Origin of the sequence: Synechococcus sp. PCC 7335 (genome assembly GCF_000155595.1) — a bacterium.
In the GTDB taxonomy this organism is placed as follows: domain Bacteria; phylum Cyanobacteriota; class Cyanobacteriia; order Phormidesmidales; family Phormidesmidaceae; genus Phormidesmis.
In genome coordinates this window covers 3026919-3043860 of the sequence record NZ_DS989904.1, presented here as the reverse complement: position 1 = coordinate 3043860, position 16942 = coordinate 3026919, and the positions used below count along the sequence as shown (strand labels likewise).

The 16942-nt window shown below is 48.9% G+C and carries 15 protein-coding genes and 1 pseudogene; 6 read left to right on the top strand and 10 right to left on the bottom strand.

Features of this window, described 5'->3' with window-relative positions; translation table 11 throughout:
• Window positions 1-17: 17 nt before the first annotated feature.
• Window positions 18-1634, bottom strand: coding sequence for a site-2 protease family protein (locus S7335_RS13235; RefSeq protein ID WP_006457279.1), 1617 nt, complete (start codon window positions 1632-1634; stop codon window positions 18-20).
• Window positions 1635-1816: 182 nt separating this feature from the next.
• Between S7335_RS13235 and S7335_RS13230 the strand changes: the two genes are divergently transcribed.
• The 3 genes from S7335_RS13230 (at window position 1817) to S7335_RS13220 (ending at window position 5062) form a co-directional block, all read left to right on the top strand.
• Window positions 1817-3199 (top strand): pentapeptide repeat-containing protein, encoded by a 1383-nt coding sequence (locus tag S7335_RS13230; RefSeq protein WP_006457405.1) that lies wholly within the window; start codon window positions 1817-1819, stop codon window positions 3197-3199.
• 136 nt (window positions 3200-3335) lie between these two features.
• Window positions 3336-4037, top strand: coding sequence for a uracil-DNA glycosylase family protein (locus tag S7335_RS13225; RefSeq protein WP_006457267.1), 702 nt, complete (start codon window positions 3336-3338; stop codon window positions 4035-4037).
• Between the two features lie 122 nt (window positions 4038-4159).
• Complete coding sequence (locus S7335_RS13220; protein ID WP_006457054.1) at window positions 4160-5062, top strand: DUF6671 family protein; 903 nt, start codon at window positions 4160-4162, stop codon at window positions 5060-5062.
• Between the two features lie 225 nt (window positions 5063-5287).
• On the opposite strand, the gene S7335_RS13215 is transcribed toward S7335_RS13220, so the two are convergent.
• The 4 genes from S7335_RS13215 to tyrS all read right to left on the bottom strand — a co-directional run bounded on the left by S7335_RS13215 (window position 5288) and on the right by tyrS (window position 8946).
• Window positions 5288-5938, bottom strand: a complete 651-nt coding sequence (locus S7335_RS13215; RefSeq protein ID WP_006454408.1) for a cysteine hydrolase family protein — start codon at window positions 5936-5938, stop codon at window positions 5288-5290.
• A 214-nt stretch (window positions 5939-6152) separates the two neighbouring features.
• The gene (locus S7335_RS25975; RefSeq protein ID WP_006456141.1) at window positions 6153-6989 is read right to left on the bottom strand and encodes a hypothetical protein; all 837 of its coding nucleotides are present in this window, start codon (window positions 6987-6989) and stop codon (window positions 6153-6155) included.
• Window positions 6986-7723 (bottom strand): orotidine-5'-phosphate decarboxylase, encoded by a 738-nt coding sequence (pyrF, locus tag S7335_RS13205; RefSeq protein WP_006457201.1) that lies wholly within the window; start codon window positions 7721-7723, stop codon window positions 6986-6988. The genes S7335_RS25975 and pyrF overlap by 4 nt, the downstream gene beginning before the upstream one ends.
• Window positions 7720-8946, bottom strand: a complete 1227-nt coding sequence (gene tyrS, locus S7335_RS13200; protein ID WP_006455864.1) for a tyrosine--tRNA ligase — start codon at window positions 8944-8946, stop codon at window positions 7720-7722. Before tyrS ends, pyrF begins: the two co-directional genes overlap by 4 nt.
• A gap of 366 nt (window positions 8947-9312) precedes the next feature.
• Between tyrS and S7335_RS13195 the strand changes: the two genes are divergently transcribed.
• A complete protein-coding gene (locus tag S7335_RS13195; protein ID WP_038016219.1) occupies window positions 9313-11247 on the top strand; it encodes a penicillin-binding protein 1A in 1935 nt (644 codons plus the stop codon).
• A gap of 72 nt (window positions 11248-11319) precedes the next feature.
• On the opposite strand, the gene S7335_RS13190 is transcribed toward S7335_RS13195, so the two are convergent.
• On the bottom strand, window positions 11320-11637 hold the full coding sequence (locus tag S7335_RS13190; RefSeq protein ID WP_006453691.1) for a DUF1825 family protein: 318 nt from the start codon (window positions 11635-11637) through the stop codon (window positions 11320-11322).
• Window positions 11638-11890: 253 nt separating this feature from the next.
• Between S7335_RS13190 and S7335_RS13185 the strand changes: the two genes are divergently transcribed.
• A complete protein-coding gene (locus S7335_RS13185) occupies window positions 11891-12319 on the top strand; it encodes an SHOCT domain-containing protein (RefSeq protein WP_006456999.1) in 429 nt (142 codons plus the stop codon).
• Window positions 12320-12505: 186 nt separating this feature from the next.
• Window positions 12506-12916 (top strand): helix-hairpin-helix domain-containing protein, encoded by a 411-nt coding sequence (locus tag S7335_RS29505; protein WP_369791690.1) that lies wholly within the window; start codon window positions 12506-12508, stop codon window positions 12914-12916.
• Window positions 12917-12959: 43 nt separating this feature from the next.
• Here the strand turns inward: S7335_RS29505 and lepB are convergent.
• The 4 genes and pseudogenes from lepB to S7335_RS13165 all read right to left on the bottom strand — a co-directional run.
• A pseudogene (lepB, locus tag S7335_RS13180) lies at window positions 12960-13484 on the bottom strand (signal peptidase I); the annotation flags it as partial.
• Between the two features lie 121 nt (window positions 13485-13605).
• A complete protein-coding gene (gene queG / locus S7335_RS13175) occupies window positions 13606-14538 on the bottom strand; it encodes a tRNA epoxyqueuosine(34) reductase QueG (protein WP_369791689.1) in 933 nt (310 codons plus the stop codon).
• Window positions 14539-14593: 55 nt separating this feature from the next.
• Window positions 14594-15148 carry a GNAT family N-acetyltransferase gene (locus S7335_RS13170; protein WP_198011372.1) on the bottom strand — a complete coding sequence of 185 codons (555 nt, stop codon included), beginning with the start codon at window positions 15146-15148 and terminating at the stop codon, window positions 14594-14596.
• Window positions 15149-15167: 19 nt separating this feature from the next.
• Window positions 15168-16931: a dynamin family protein gene (locus S7335_RS13165; RefSeq protein ID WP_006454217.1), complete on the bottom strand. Its 1764-nt coding sequence runs from the start codon at window positions 16929-16931 to the stop codon at window positions 15168-15170.
• Between the last annotated feature and the right edge of the window lie 11 nt (window positions 16932-16942).

Below are 16942 nucleotides of genomic sequence, written 5' to 3'. Positions count from 1 at the left end.
CTACCTCTTTCTCCTTGCTATCCAATCCCTAACCGCCGAGCTAACGTGGGAGTGAGGGGTAAAAGCACTAACAAGACTAATAGTAGAGAAGCTAGAGCTAAGGCGGCCCTAGTATCATTTGGCTCACTCAAATCGTCGGTACAAGGGCGTTCTGGCTGACGCTGCAAAAAGACAATCAGCACGGCCCAATAAAGTGCTAAAGGATTAAAGAGACCGACAATAGCAAGTAGGACTAAGGTGACCGCTGTGCTTCTAACAAGAGTTTTGCGTCCATAAATTGACTGGACAACTCTCCCGCCGTCCAACTGTCCGGCAGGTAGCAGATTTATCGCTGTGATGATCAAACCAATCCAGCCCACAATAAATAGGGGCTGAACATCGACTAAGTCCGCCTGAAGAGCATCTCCTAAGATCAAACGCGCCAAGCCACCAACGAGAATAGATCCTCGAAAAAACTCAGCAGGGAGCTGAAAGGGACTACCTGACTGGGAAAGCACTAGGCCCCAAAATAGGCAAATGAAAGAAAAAATGCCGCCAGCCGCAGGCCCGGCAAAAGCGATGTTAAAAAGGACAGTGCGGTTAGGAATGACGGACTCGAATCGAGTGATAGCTCCAAACGCACCTAACTGCCAAGCCGGTAAAAGAAAAGGGGGACTAAGCCGGATGCTGTGCTTACGAGCGTAAATCAGGTGACCAATTTCGTGGATACCAAGGATAGAAAGAATACCAAGACCGATCGGTAGAGCCTCTCGCCAGCGTTCTGGAGATTGGAAGATGTCAAAGCTTTGGAGTACGGCAGCAGTTTCCATGCAGGTAGCTATGGTGGCGATCGCTAGTGCAACGGCTAAAATTCTCTGCGGCAAAGTCGTCGATTTGGGTCCATTCTTGCTAGGGAAGATCACTACGACAGGCTTATCTTCAGGATCTAGCAGGAGAAAAGACTGGTAGCGATCGCCAAACTTATCTACCAATTTTTGGCTGAGCTCTTGAGATGTTTTTTCCGCTTCTCCCCGCAAGTTTCCTTTGAAAACCGCACCCTCCTGAAAAGGCACCGTTTTCGTTCTAAAGAAGGTATTAATACCAAAAAATCCCTCCATTATCGCCAGATCTTCGGGTGGGATTGGCGGCGATGGCTGATCTTCTATGTCGACTTCATCGCTCTCTTTTACACCGTTACCGTCTACGCTGTCACCTTCTGCGCCTTTGTCTTCCGCACCTTTGGCAAGGCTATCACCAGCGAGCGGGAGTTGTTCAGTAGCTTCGTTGGCCCTTTCAACAGCAATATTGTCAGCCAAAGCGGCATCTTCTTCTTTACCAGCTTTCTGCTCAGCAGCCTTCTCAGCTAGCTTTGAAGCTTTTTCTACCGATTGCGCAGCTAATTCCTCCTGGCTGGCCGCTCTAAGCTGGCGACCAAAATAGATGTATAGCCCAGTCGATGATACAACTAGCAGTAAGATGCCAGCTAAGTTTAAATAGATTCCTACGGCCGAGAAGCCAAAGAACAGCAGCCAGGGAACCATCAGTACTACAGTCTGTAGCCAAGCTAAAATGCCAGGGCGACCTAGTGGCTGAGCTTTTGAAAAGCCCCAAGCCAAAATGCCAATGGCAGCGGCTAGAAGGAGGACTGTAATCATAAGAAGGAATAGGAATAATGGCCGGTGAGCATTACTGCAAGGCCAAAGTTAAGAAAAAAGAAGCGAAAATCTATCAATGCGATTATCAATTCTTAATTTTATTTTAGTAGAGGATGGCAGCAGCGCTCTAAAAGCTTGCGGAGCTTTCAGCTACACTGAACTGCTAGCAATGCGCGCGCTCAATGACCCCATTTCCCTCTGATCCTACCGCTTCACCCGAATCGTCTACTCATTCTGAAAGCCACGATGACTTTCAGTCGATCGATAGTGCAGCTAGCAAGTCAGCTGGTGACAATGGCTATTACCAGCCGTTTACGGAAGACTATAATCCCGATCCTGATCTGCAAGCAGACAACGGAGCAATCACAGAATCAGTTTTACCTAGCCACCGGCTTAAGCAGGCAGAACATGACTTAGAGACTACAGAACGCTATCAGCGTCAACCAGCAATCGATCCAGTCAGAGTTGCTCAGGCGCCGATTAGTGTCGTTGCGATCGCATCAGTCATTGTTGTGGTCATCGGCTTCACCCTCAACAGCTTCTGGCTTACCTTAGCAGGATCCTTAGTTGCATTCGTCGTTTCCTTACGGCTGCTCAATCCCACCCTACAAGAAGCACTCAGCGACCTTACTCAGCAGCAAAAAGCGCTATTGGTTGCCATTCCAGGATTGTTGTTTGGGATCATAGGACTGGTTTATACCAGCGGTATCAGCCGACCGATTGCCCGCTGGGGCAGCGGACTGCGCTGGGATATTATCAGTGCGCTAGGTGACTTTTTAGGCGCCATTGGACAAATATTCATTGCGGTACTAGCTGTCTATGTGGCTTGGCGACAGTACATCATCTCGCGCGATCTGACCGTCCAGCAGAACCTGATTACCCAGCAGCAGACTATCGATTCCTACTTTCAAGGTATCTCAGAGCTAGTGCTAGATGATGAAGGACTACTAGAGGACTGGCCACAAGAGCGCATTATTGCAGAAGCCCGTACTGCCGCTATTCTTAGCAGTGTAGATGCGAGTGGCAAAGCTAAAGTATTACGCTTTCTTTCTCGCTCGAAGCTATTGACCCCATTAGCTCGCGATCAGCGCTTGGGCAGACCTATCTTAGACGGAATGGGTGGCTACGCAGAAGATCGACTGACTGGTACGAGGGTTATTGATCTAGGTGTAATGCTAGCGGCCAGTGACTTATCAACAACCGATCTACGCTGGCTAGATCTCAGCGCGGCTAATCTTATCCGTGCCAATTTATCTGACTGTGATCTAGTACGCACAAACTTTTCTCGCGCTATCTTGTGTGACGCTAATCTCTCTAATACAGACATGATGGGAGTTCGTCTGTACTACGGCAGTCTAGAAACCGCTACTCCTCGCACTCGCCAGGACAAGCCTGACTATAGAACAGGTAGATTCACGGGTGCTGTAGTTGAAGGCGCTGACTTTACAAATACCCGACGCCTTTCTGAAACGCAACGCTGCTACTGCTGCGAGTGGGGCGGCAATAAAACTCGAGGCACCATTCCGGGCGGCTGTGAGGGGATTATCAACCGACTGGGGCGATAGTGCCTATCCCTTCTGTAGGCGCAGATATTCACGCCTGAGTTCACCTACTCCACTAGGGCTGCTATCTCTCCCCTTCCCCCGACTTTCCCCTAAAATAGAATAGACAAGCCTCCAACCACCTTCAAAAATACAGTTCATGCCCGAGCAGATCGATCTTTTCAGCGCTAGCGATATCGAAGCTACCCCCACGCCTACAGACTTCGATCCTGACAAAATTCCGACTAGCGCTAGCGTACCTATTCCGCCGGGCACCTATGATTCGCTCACCCCATTAGCCGTCCACTGCAAAAGCTGTCAACGCTGCGAGCTTGCCCAGACCCGAACTAACGTGGTCGTCAGCCGAGGCAATCCAAACGCGCCGATTATGGTGATTGGTGAAGGCCCAGGACAGCAAGAGGACGAGCAAGGGTTACCTTTTGTTGGGCGCTCAGGGCAGCTATTAGAAAAGATACTGGGTGCCGTTCGGCTAGACACAGAGAAAGATGTTTACATCTGTAATATCGTCAAATGCCGCCCACCAGGCAACCGTAATCCACTCGCTAGCGAGATCAATGCTTGTCGCCCTTATATTCTGGAACAAATTCGCCTAGTCGATCCCAAAATCATCTTGCTAACTGGAGCAACCGCCGTGAAGGGTATTATTCCTAGCGAAAAGCGTGGTATCACTAAAATTCGCGGCACATGGATTGAGTGGGAGGGCCGGCAGTGCATGCCGATCTTGCACCCTGCTTATCTATTACGTAATCCTTCTAGAGACCCGGGCAAACCCAAATGGCTGATGTGGCAAGATATACAGGCTGTACGTGCCAAACTCGATGAGATTCGAGCTAAGGCCTAGAGGCTTTGGCTGATAGTTTAGCGAATTGTTAGCGAATCGATTGAGCACGGTGTAACTACGTCGACTACAGTTGCTCTTCACATGCTATTCACAGTTGTTATTCCCCAGTTGCCCTCGAGCCAATGCCAGCGCCTTCTTTTTTTACGAATCGAGTGGCAGTCATTGCAACGATGCACCGCAAAGAACAGGTGATTGCCCCGCTGGTAGAATCTGCCTTGGGGGTCAAAACACTTATCCCTACTAACTTTAATACCGACAACTTTGGCACATTCACAAGAGAGACAAAGCGCCCGGCCGATCAGTTGACGACTGCTCGGCTCAAGGCCAAAGCCGCACTGAAGCTGAGTGGAAAGACCCTAGCGATCGCCAGCGAAGGTAGCTTTGGGCCCCATCCGCAACTGCCTTTTGCTGCGTGCAACCGTGAGCTAGTGCTATTGTATGATCTCGAACATGAGCTAGAGATTGTCGGCGAACAGCTTTCTACTGAAACAAACTATCAGAGCCAAACTGTTAGCAGTCCTGAAGAAGCGCTAGCCTTTGCTAGCTCAGTAGGTTTTCCTGAACACGGCCTCGTGGTTATGAGAGTTGCTTCCACCGAGCACGAAACCGATCAAGAGGCTGGTAGACCCACAGAGACTGTTGCAAAGGGCATTACGGTAGCTGCCGACTTAATTCAGGCAGTTACTTTAGCGTTAGAACAATCGGTTGATCGCAAAGCCCATGTTGAAACCGACATGCGAGCGCTCTACAATCCTACTCGAATGGACGCGATCGCCCAGGCCACCATAGATCTCATCAAAAAGGCGACGCACCTCTGTCCTAGATGCCACTATCCCGGCTTTGTGATCACGCAGCGCTTCCCTGGCCTACCCTGTAGTCTATGCGGCGCGGCAACATTACTGACCCGCTCTGTGCGCTATTCCTGTCAGCACTGTCAATTTCAGCAAGATCAGCCATCGCCGGACTTACCACCGGGCTCACCTCCGTTTGCTGACCCAGCGCACTGTTTCTATTGCAACCCCTAGGTCTAATCAGGCGACTCAGGTACACAGGAATAAATTCTATCGGCTTGCCATATATAGCAATCTGTACAGCTTGAACATATCGCAATCATTGAGCATATCTGCTCTATTATTAGTCACTCTACTGTTGTCCGATAGCGGTTTCAGCGGCTACTCGATATAGTCAATAGAGCAGGAAAAGCTACAGTTTAAGGGGTTCCTAGCGCCTGGAATAAGACCATGCAATTTCTATATTCCAGCTTTTTTGCGGAGGATAGAGGAGAGCTCATCTACCTGAGTAAAGAAAGCATCTCCCATGAACCTAAGACTAGCCACCGCCCGCTGACCGGCGGCTTCATCACCAGCTCCGCAAGCATCAGTAACCATGATAGGGATGTATCCAAGATCAGCAGCGTGGCGAATTGTCGGCTCAATTCCAATTTCAGTAGCCACGCCTACGATTATGACGCTCTGAATACCACAGTCACGTAAGGCGATATCGAGTGGTGTACTTTCAAAAGCGGACATCGTAATCTTGTCGAAGATTGCCTCGGAAGGTAGCGGTGCCACTTCAGGAATCAAATGAAAACCGGGCGCATCACGCAAAAACCAAGGGTTGACATCATCGGTAGAAGTCACTCTTTGCCACGCTTTGGCAGTCTTTAGTTGAAAGACACCTGATAGCTCCTTGGGTAATGACATATGACGCATGAAAAATATGCGCAAACCAGTCTCTCGAGCTACTTGGAGGATCTGTACAACTTTGTTCTTGATTGGGTCTGCGTTGCTTAGCTGGCTGAAAATGCCAACTTGCATGTCATACACGACTAAAGCTGTACGATTCAGCTCACAGGCATCTTCTAAACTTTCAGGGATCTCTAGTCCAAAGGCTTTTTCCATGGGTTCTGACTCCCGAATTAGTTCCTAAAAGGTAGCAGATGAGTCGGTTGTTGAGCTCATGCCATCTGTTCAGGTATTCTGTTCGACCGCCAGCTGTTAGCTTTTAGGGTTAATTTGTGTGAATACTTCGTAAGCGGCTTGGATAGAGTAAGCGAAGGTAACAAAAGCGAAACGATAGCAGTCCTATAGCGAACGCTAAATATCATCGAAGGTTCTATAGCTCGCTGCTAGAAAGCGGCTCAATCGCACCTGCCCTACAGTCCCTTAGCCATAGCTGAATGGCTTGGCCAACGCTGCTTTCGCTGCTCTCTCTAGGAGGTGTTTGGATCTGTGTAATGGGCCAACTGTCTATTGCTGAGAACATAAAAGCTAGTCGCCAACCGTTTACGGTTTGAGTCAAAAACACCCAGTGATATTCCTGGGTATCGTTGACTTGCAGATCGATGTACTGCCGCGATAGTGTTGTAAAAAATACCTGGGTTACGTCTCCCCCTGTTTGAGGAGAAGTGGTAAAAGCATAGTCACTTAACTCTAGCGGCTCCAAGTTGAGCTTTCCAGCAATCAGCACACGAGACGATCGGTAGGGTTCTCTAACAATCTCGTCACTCTCTAGCGATCGCAACACATCTGCCTCTGTCCAAGGCAAAACGGCTACTGTCCGCTGGCGGACTCTGTTGGTATAGCCAGGAATATCTCTAATTAAAAGCTCTGCTAAGGGCTCTATTTCGCTTGGGCACTGTGCTGTCTGTCTAATCGGTGCATAGATAGGTAGCGCTTCTTCCTCAATACTCTCTTCATCAACGCTTTCTTCAAACGTTTCAATATTCTCTTCAATGATTTCTATGTTTTCGAGGATTTGTTCAGCCTCGTCAATATTCTCGTCAGTTTGTTCTAAAACCTCAGTAACGTCTCTGTTTTGCTGCTTGATTTGGTCTGGTGAAAACTGCTCTAGAGCAATTGCTGGCGCTCTCCAGACCGCTGAGCTAAGAAGACACGCGATCATCCCTCCAGCCGCGGCGCTCAGTACTCTACAGCGAAACACTCTGCTCACCCTGCCATCTCCGCACAAATTCGCTCAAATGCGGCTGCAGGATCTGCTGCTTGCGTAATCGGTCGTCCAATCACCAGATAGTCTGCGCCTGCTGCTAACGCATCGGAGGGAGTCATTGCTCTTTGCTGATCACCTTTCTGCGCCCAGCGCGGCCTTACCCCCGGACAGACCAACCGAAAGCCTTCTCCACAGATCTTTTTGAGCGCCGTTGCCTCGTGCGGCGAGCAGACTGCGCCGGTCAGGCCACTGGCTTTCGCTAGCTGCGCCATCTGCTCTGCATAGTCTTCTACAGTCATTGTGACATTGAGTTCTAAGGCGAGTACTTCGGCTGAAATGCTCGTTAATAGCGTTACTGCAATCACCCGAGGCGGCGAATTCCCTGACTGCTGTGCTCCTTCTATCGCTGCTTGTTTCACCGCACTAAGCGCTATTCCACCAGCAGCAGCATGTACCGTCAGCAGCTCCACACCATAGCGACCTGCTGCTCTGCCCGCGCCTGCCATAGTATTTGGAATATCATGCAGCTTCAGGTCTAGAAAAATCCGCTTGCCGCGAGATTTCAGCTGGCTGAGGATAGCCGGACCGCTGCTGACGAAAAGCTCTAGGCCAACTTTCCAGAAAGTAACTTGGGGTAGCCTGTCGACAAGGGCGATCGCCTCTGCTTGGCTCGCTACGTCCAAAGGCACAATGATCCGATCGATTATCCGTTCTTCTACACGTTCTAGAGAAGTCATGATACCAACCGTACAAACTTCTTTTTTCCAATCTGCAATACTTTTCCCTCTAGGTCTTCCGCCTGCTCAAACGTCAGATTCGGATCGCTCATCTTCTCTCCATCCATCTTCACCGCCCCTCCTTTGATATGCCGACGTGCCTCACTGCTACTCTCGCATAGTGGCGTTGCCCCCAAGAGATAGAACAGCTTAGCGGGAAAGCCTACCTTAGAAAGTGAAAATTCTGGCACCGATGCTGCTGCTGACGTCTGCCCTGCCATCAAGGTCAGTGCGTCCTGTTGGGCTTGTGCTGCTGCTGCTTTGCCATGAAAAATCCCGGTTACCGTCTTTGCCAAAAGCTTTTGCTGATCGCGAGGATTTTCTGGTAGCTGATCTAAGGGCAGATCTGTCAGGTAGGTAAAATAGTCGTCAATCAGCGCATCGGGCACCTTTTCCAATTTGGAATACATCGTTAGAGGGTCTTCTTGCAACCCCACATAGTTACCCAACGACTTCGACATCTTTTGGCTACCGTCGGTACCCATCAGTAGCGGTAGTAGCATGCCAAACTGAGGCTGCAGGCCAAAGTGTCGCTGCAAATCTCTGCCAACGGTCACATTGAACTTTTGATCTGTGCCGCCTAGCTCTATATCCGATTGCAGCGCAACCGAATCGTATCCCTGTAGCAACGGGTATAAAAATTCGTGGAGATAAACTGGCGTACCCTTCTCATAGCGATTTGCAAACCCCTCTTTAGCCAGCATTTGGCCGAGTGTCATCGTGCTTAACAGCTCTAGCATTTTGCCAAGGTCTATATCCGATAGCCACTCAGAGTTGTAGCGAATCTCTAGACGACCGGGCGTCTCAAAATCGAGAATAGGTTTAATCTGATCAATATAGGTTTCGGCATTAGCCTTGACGTCTGCCTCACTAAGCTGTTTACGAACCTCAGCGCGGTCTGTTGGATCGCCAATGCGAGCAGTGAAGTCGCCGATTAACAATATGGCAGTGTGTCCTGCATCCTGAAAAGCCCTCAGTTTGCGTACCAGCGTGCTATGACCGAGATGAATTTCTGATCCGGTTGGGTCAATTCCCAGCTTGACTCGCAAAGGGCGATCGCTTTTTGTCAGCCTTTCTATGAAGTTTTCATCAACACTGGTTGATTCTGGCTGATGCGGGAAAACTTCACTCACACCTCTATATATATTGCTAATCTCAGAGGGTTCAGTTGCGGCAGCAGTCATGGGAAAAACAACGAGTATTAAAGTTAGAAGGGGCTCTGACAGTTTAGCTTTCCACGGTTTCTATGGCTGAACAAATTGACTATTAGACATTGACTATCAAGCATCATGTCCTATCTATCCCCACCGACCAATAGTTTTCACTGCCTAAGTAAATCAGCATAAGTAAACCAGTAGAGTGAATCGATAGATAGAGATATCTATAGAAAAATATCTGGCAATCTCGATCAAAATCACTAAACTTTTGTCAAATATCATCTATATTGGCACCAACTACTAAGCTGTAATAAATGCCTAGATACCGACGCGCAGCGAAGCAAGAATCTACCGCCTATCCCTACAAGTTCATTAAGGAAGTGTTGTCTACCTGTGTCTTCAAATAGTTTTCGAAAAGATCGATCACGTTCTCGCCGATCTACTTGGGTGCGATCGCCTAAGGTGCTTAGCTATATTCAGGACGTCGGTCAAATTAGCGCAGCAACTCTATTAACCGCAGTTATGCTTGGTAGCTCGGTCGTCGCAGGCGGACTAGTGGGCTTAGCTATCAGCTTTCGCAACCTCCCAGATGTTCGGGTTCTGCGGAACTATAGTCCATCGGAGACCAGCTACGTCTACGACGTCAACGGCACGTTGTTAGATAATGTCCACGACGAGGCCAACCGTGAAGTCGTTGAGCTCGACGATATCTCTCCAGATATGAAGCGGGCTGTTCTAGCGATGGAAGACAGTGCCTTCTACACCCACAAGGGCATTAACCCCACTGGAATCGCCAGGGCCTTCTTCGCCAACCTCCAGGCAGGTTCAACAGTGCAAGGCGGATCAACTGTCACAATGCAGCTCGTCAAGAACTTGTTCTTAACTCCAGAACGTACGATTAGTCGCAAGCTTGTCGAAGTTGTCCTAGCCATGCGCATTGAGCAGATCTTCGAAAAAGATGAGATCTTTGAGCTGTATCTCAACCAAGTGTACTGGGGCCATAATACCTATGGCGTAGAAACAGCCGCTCAAAGCTACTTCAACAAATCTGCCAAAGACCTAACGTTAGCCGAATCAGCAATGATGGCAGGCTTGATTCAGGCGCCTGAAAGCTTCAGTCCCTTCCTCGACTACCCAGAAGCTAAAAAACGTCAGGCGATCGCTCTCAACCGCATGCAACAGCTTCAGTGGGCTTCTACAGAAGAAGTCGAAGCGGCCAGAGAGCAGCCACTTGTGCTTGGTGAAATCACATCTTTTCGCTCTAGTCAGGCACCTTACGTCACCGAAGCCGTCATGAAAGAGCTAGGCGAGCAATTCGGTGAAGAAGCTGTGGCGAAAGGCGGTATGCGTATTCAGACGACAATTGACCTAGATCTCCAGCAGATTGCTGAGGATACGGTGGCCGATAGCTACTATCGCTACTTTGGTAACGGTGCTTACGCCGATCAACTAGCATTGGTTGCCATTGATCCTCGTACCCACTTTGTCAAAGCCCTTGTAGGCGGCGTTGATCATGACGCCAGTCAGTTCAACCGCGCTGTCCAGTCCACGCGGCAGCCAGGGTCCGCCTTTAAGCCTTTTGTATACTACGCAGCCTTTGCCTCAGGCAAGTACACCCCCGACAGCACAATAGAAGATTCGCCCGTCAGCTATCCCGACGGCAGCAGTAAGCCATACAAGCCTCGAAACTATGACGGCTCTTTTATGGGCAATATCACGCTTAGAAAGGCACTCGAAGTCTCTCGAAACGTCCCTGCTGTCAAGCTAGGTCAGACGATAGGTATCAATCGAATCGTAGAGATCGCTAGAACCGTAGGGATAGAAAGCCCAATGGATCCGGTAATCTCATTGCCACTAGGCGCTGTCGATCTAACGCCCCTAGAGCTAGCAGGTGCCTATGCGACCTTTGCGAGCTATGGATGGCATTCTGAACCAACCCTAATTGTTCAGGTTACCGATAGCAGAGGAAACACGATCCTAGACAATACGCCTAAGCCTCAGCTACTACTCGACCCGTGGGCAAGTGCCGCGCTAACAGACGTGTTACAGGGCGTAATTTCACAAGGAACGGCTACCAATGCGCAGATTGGGCGTCCGGCGGCTGGAAAAACGGGGACTACTGACTCGCAGCGCGACACTTGGTTCGTTGGATACGTACCTCAATTAGCAACAGCCGTTTGGGTTGGTAACGATGACAATCGTCCTCTAGGTAGCGGCGCAACAGGCGGTGGTTACGCGGCTCCGGTGTGGCGTGACTTCATGGTAGAGGCATTGCGCGATGAGCCTGTTGAATCTTTCCGAAAGCCCAGCGAGTTCACTCGTCCTTGAGTAACGTGTCCATATATAGGTAACAGGCTTAGGGAAGATACTCTGCGTCGTAGACCTGTGGGTTAAGCAGAGTCATTCTTTAATTTCTGACTTCATTCTTTCGAGCGTCTGGTGCATCTGATCAAACATCTGCTGTGGAGTCGTACCAAACTGACTGAGCTGAGTCTTGAGCTGTTCCATCGTCATCTTGGCCATAAAGTCTTCTGAGAGTTCAAATCGCTTCATAAAGATGCGATAGCGCTCCATGACTGATTCCATTTGATCGATGAAGATCTTTTTACCTTTTTGATCAAACTTGCCATAGTTGCCGCCGAGCTGCATTAGTGACTGATAGTCCTTGAATAGCTCATTAGCTTCTTGCTGCACTAGGTCTGAATCAAACATTCCCATGATTGTCAACACTCCATGACGGCTACTGCGTCAAACGAATCGCTTAATTGCACATAGCTATAGCGTAAGCGTTTACACAGTCTGCGCCAAGGTGAGTTATCACTACTATAGAGATATCGCCGAATCAATTCGCTCACCCAGGCTGTTTTAGAGGTTGCAGGAACGGTATTTACATACGGTATCGGTTGCTTTCCTACTTAGCTTGGACAGATACGGCTATACACTTTGTTTGAAGGCTTTACGTAAAGGCTTTATGCAACATCGAAAGATTGCGATCGCACTAGCATTTATTGGTAGTTTGCCTACGCCGCTGCCGCTCACTTGGCTACACAAGTTTTATCTTGGGCAGTATCTTTGGGGTGTTGTCTATCTAGTTCTTATGCCTACCGGAATTCCTACGGTTGCCTGCTGTATAGAGGGCATTTGGTATCTAAGCCAAAGCGATCAGAGTTTCGAGTCGCGTTTTCCAAAAGCAGGAGCGCTGCTTTCTCAGCCTGAACCACAGGCAGATGCTTTGACCCAATCTAGTATCCAAAAGTCTAAGATTGGGAGTATTAAAGCGCAAAAAACACAGCAGATAGCTACCGCCGTTAGAGAACTCGATCAGCTTCGTCAAGAGGGGCTGATCACAGAATATGAGTTTGAACAAAAGCGGCGCAAACTTCTAGAGGAAATAGGCTAGCAGCTTACCCCTAGCAGCTTACCCTTTGAAGTGATTAATTTCTGATAGAGCGGTGTAGAGCCCACTCTTTTGACCTTGCTTGATAAATTCCTTCGCAAAAGCCACCCGCTTCAACGACGACTTCGCCAAGAGCCCTATTATCGCTTTCAATCTTTTGATGAGATCAGGTTGGCGGCTAGCTGGGGAGTGCGGATCGATGTCAATACCGCCTCCGTAGATGATTGGCTACGACTACCGGGTCTATCGATTCATCAGGCGCGATCGCTCACTAACCTCACCAGTCAAAGAGTTTTTTTCACCTGCCTCGAAGACATCGCTGCGACCCTAGGTTTACCTGTTCAGCAGATTCAACCCTGGCAAGCGATCTTGCAATTTTGCTATTACGATGTGGAAACAGCACTAGAGCCCAAAAAGGTAAACGTCAATACGGCAACTGCGCTAGAGCTGACAGCAGTTCCTGGTATCGACGCATTTTTGGGCCGGGCGATCGTTCACTATCGAAAAGTTGGACCTTACGCAGATCTAGCCGATTTACAGAATCGATTGCGGCTAAGCGCGAAGGTGGCCTTTGAGCTGCTGCACTATCTCGAGTTTTAAATGCTAAGTCCTTCAATTTTGAGTCTTTGCTGAGACTGGCAGTTCCTAATTTATCTATGGGCCAGAATCGCAATGCGGCTCGGCCAATTACGTTCTGCATGGGTAAGAAGCCCCAGACGTGCGAATCGTTGCTATCGTTGCGGTTATCGCCCATCACAAAGAGGCTATCAGCCGGGACTTCTACAGCAGGCATCTCGTAGGCAGGAGCTTCTAGAATGTAGTCTTCAGTGAGTGGTTGGCCATCTACGTAAACGCGTCCTTGAGTGATCTCTACGGTCTGTCCCGGTAAGCCAACAACTCGTTTGATAAACGCTTGGCTGGCTGTATAGCCGTATTCCTGTAGCTGCGGCGGTGGCTCAAAGACAACAATGTCTCCTCTATGAGGCTCATGAAACCGATAGGAGACTTTCTCGACAAGCAGGCGATCGCCCACCGCTAGCGTCGGCACCATAGAAGGCGATGGAATGAAGCGCGGTTCGGCGATGAATAGACGCACGGTAATTGCAATGATCAGCGCGATCGCCACTAGCCGAATATTCTCATTCACTAGCTTTCGCCAGCCACCTATTTCAGGTTCTGCTGCTTTTCCTGTGACCTGCTTAGCGATCACTTTCTTATCTGCCTTATCTATATCATTCTTATCTATATCTTTGTTCTCAACCACTCTTTCCTATCATCCTGCAATCGGCTCAACTAGTGTATTCCATCGCTGCGCTGGCATTTCGTCTGAGCATAGGTGGTTTGATTCGTCGCAATGCTGAGGCGGGAAAGCGCTGCTGCCACTCCTCTTCCGTTATAGTTGCTAGCTCAGCAAGGCTCGGAGCGACATTGCCAGGATACGGCTGAAATTCTGTGATATCTGTAGCTTTAGCAAATCGCTGATTCCAAGGACAGACATCCTGGCAAATATCGCAGCCCGCGACCCAGTTCTGTAGGTTTGAGGCGATCGCCTCCGGTAGCTTTTCAGTCCGGTTCTCGATTGTATGATAGGCAATGCAGCGATTGGCATCGACGACTCCCGGCTCGCGAATAGCCTTAGTGGGGCAAGCGGTGATACAGCGGGTACAGCTACCGCAGTGAGCAGTATGCGCTAAGTCAGGCGTTAGTTCTAAGTTGGTAATAATTTCACCTAGGAAAATCCAGGAGCCGTATTCGCGGCTAATTACGTTACCGTTCTTGGCATTCCAACCAATGCCTGCCTGCTGTGCCCAGAACTTATCTTGTACCGGACCTGTATCCGCATAAGGGCGGGCTACAATCTTATTTTCTCCGCTGCTTTGCGAGCACAACCAGGCAGCAAGTTGCTTTAGCTTTTTAGTTAGCACCCGGTGGTAGTCTCTTCCCCAGCCATAGCGAGAAATTTTGGCGTATTGCGAGCCTATTGGTCTTTGATGATCGGTGTAGTAGTTGAGGGCAACACAGATCACAGCGTTTGCCTCCGGCATGACCGCGCGTACATTTTGCCGTTTGGGGTTGCTCATCCAGGTCATATCTGCCTGATAACCCCTAGATAGCCAAGATTGCAGTGAGCGTTTGACCGTTTGCTCAGACTCAGACATCTCAGCTGGAATGGCAGCGATTCCCGCTTTGTGAAAACCTAGTGCGATCGCCTGTTGTTTAATCGTTTCACTATCTAGCTTAGTTTCACTATCGATCACAGCGATTCTCCCTTCACAATCATTCTCGCTTTCTAGACAGGATCCGACGCATCACGACGCGATGCTTTTGGACAAAGCCATAGCGGGCTTCGTGCTGCACGATAGCGCTTAGTTCAGAAGAACAGCGCTCTATGGGAAGAATCTCAAAACCGCACTGCTGATAAAAGGGAATATTCCAAGGGACATAGCGGAAAGTGGTCAGCGTAAGCTGGGTGTGATTTCGCGATCGCGCACCCTCACAGCAAATCTCAATTAGCGCGGAGCCAATCCCCTGTCGACTATAGGCTGGTAGCACATCAAGCTCTACAATAAAACAGCTTTCTATCAAAAACTTAGCAACAATAAATCCTACGGGCTGGTTTTCTAACACCGCTACCCATATCCGTTTTTCTAGCTGCGCCCGCTTTAGAAAAGTCATCGGCGTAAGGCCAGAAAGGTGATCTACCGAGATTTCTAGCTGTGAAACATAAGGTTCAAACTGCTTAGCCGCTGCCGCTTCAATCGCAGGGATACGAGCAAGATCTTCTACCTCAGCTAGTCGAATACGATAGTTACTCAAAGTGGAGTTACTCAAGGTGAATACAGCTAGAGGATCATAGCTGGCGAACTGCTGCAGCAAGCGTCTTCGTTTGACGCTGAATCTGTTCAAACTGTTGAATTAAGGGTGTTAAACTCTCTCTTTCTTTTTCTACATAGTCATAGAGATCAACAAAGCTAGCGTTAATTTCATCATAAATACCGCTGAGCTTAGCGTTTAGCTGTTCTGATACTGTCGCCTCGAATTTGGTTTTGTTTCTCTCTAGCTCAGTATCTAGCTTCTGAATTAGCCTGCGTCTTTTGGCCACTAACACGCCGCCTGCTAGCAGCACACCCACGCCCAGAAACACACTGCCAATAATATCTAAAATCACAATTTCTGTTACTGCTGCGATGGTTCCACCAATGACTGCTAGAAGTCCACCGCCTGCAACACCTGGGCCAACACCATCGACAGTATCAGTCAAACAGTTCATGAACGTTTCATCGTTGAGCAAAGCAGAAATCTTGGTCTTGACGCTTTCGATCACCTCGTAGCGATATTCGAGCATTGGCAGTGTGATTTCCGTTTTCCTCAGTGCGTCATTCTCTAACGCGGTTACCTCTGCTAGCAGCTGCTTGATCATAGATTGAATACCATCGATAAATCGCTTGGCACCCTCTTTTGAAGTCTCATCTAAAGTCTCTTCTAGCTCCTTTTGAGCGCGTGTCTTGAGATCGTTCATCCAAGTTTCTATGCGCTGCTTACGATTAAAAATTGAGAGCACAGAGCGTTTGGCTAGCGTGAAAATAGAAAGGCCATCTCGAAATTCTTGCTTAATCTGATAGATAGTACGCTCGTATTGAACCATCAGTCGTTCTACTAAAGCATCTATCTCATAGTGAGACTGGTTCTGTCCCTGGCCCAGGCGATCGCGTATTCTTGCCACCACCGTTTCATCTTGATGTAGCTGCTGTTTGATCAGCCGCATATCGTTTCCTAAGCGCTCAACAATCTGTTCTGCCGCACCGATATTTGAGGTAAGTTTTAGCCGATAGCCCTGTCCGCCTGTGATGGTGCTGCGAATAAAGTCTTGAACCGGAGCAAAGCCAGCATCGATATTCTCTGAGCTATCATCACTGTTTGAGTGATCGCTCTTGAGCTTGTCAGTGGCTAGCTTGGCTGAAGTTGCAAACACTTTTGGATCGGCAATTTGCCTTTGCTGTGCTTCTTGAGCGATGTATTGCACTGAAGCTTGCAACTCTCTATCGTCGGCTAGGTCAGCTTGCTGTAGTACGAAGATAACCGGCTTTCTCCATTCCTTATGAGCGAAATCTACTAAAGTCCAAGCGGTATTGGTATAGGGATTTTTTGAAAAGAAGACAAAGATAACCAGATCGCTGTTAGGAATGAATTCTTTAGTGATAGCTTCGTGCTTTTGTGAAGGACTATTCGTCCCAGGCGTATCTACGATGGCAATCTGCTGCAAAATTGGCACCGGCCGACCGATCTCTCGCAGCTCACCTGGATGGACCTCACGGCTGTAGCCTTCACCTTGGGCATAGATGATCTTAGCAACCATGTTGGTACGAGGATCAGCGCCGACCTCACAGATTTCACCACTATCTAATAGCGCGTTGATAAAGCTACTTTTGCCTGCTTTGACTTCGCCAATGACAACGAATAGAAAAGGCTGATTGATATTATCCTGCAGATTTTGTATGGTTCTAGTCAGCGCCGCATTGTCGATAGCTTGAGCAAAACGAGCCAACTGGTCTAGAAGCTGCGCGATCGCCGATTTGTACCGCTGCAAAATCGGATCAACAATCGCACCATTCATGACTTACTGCC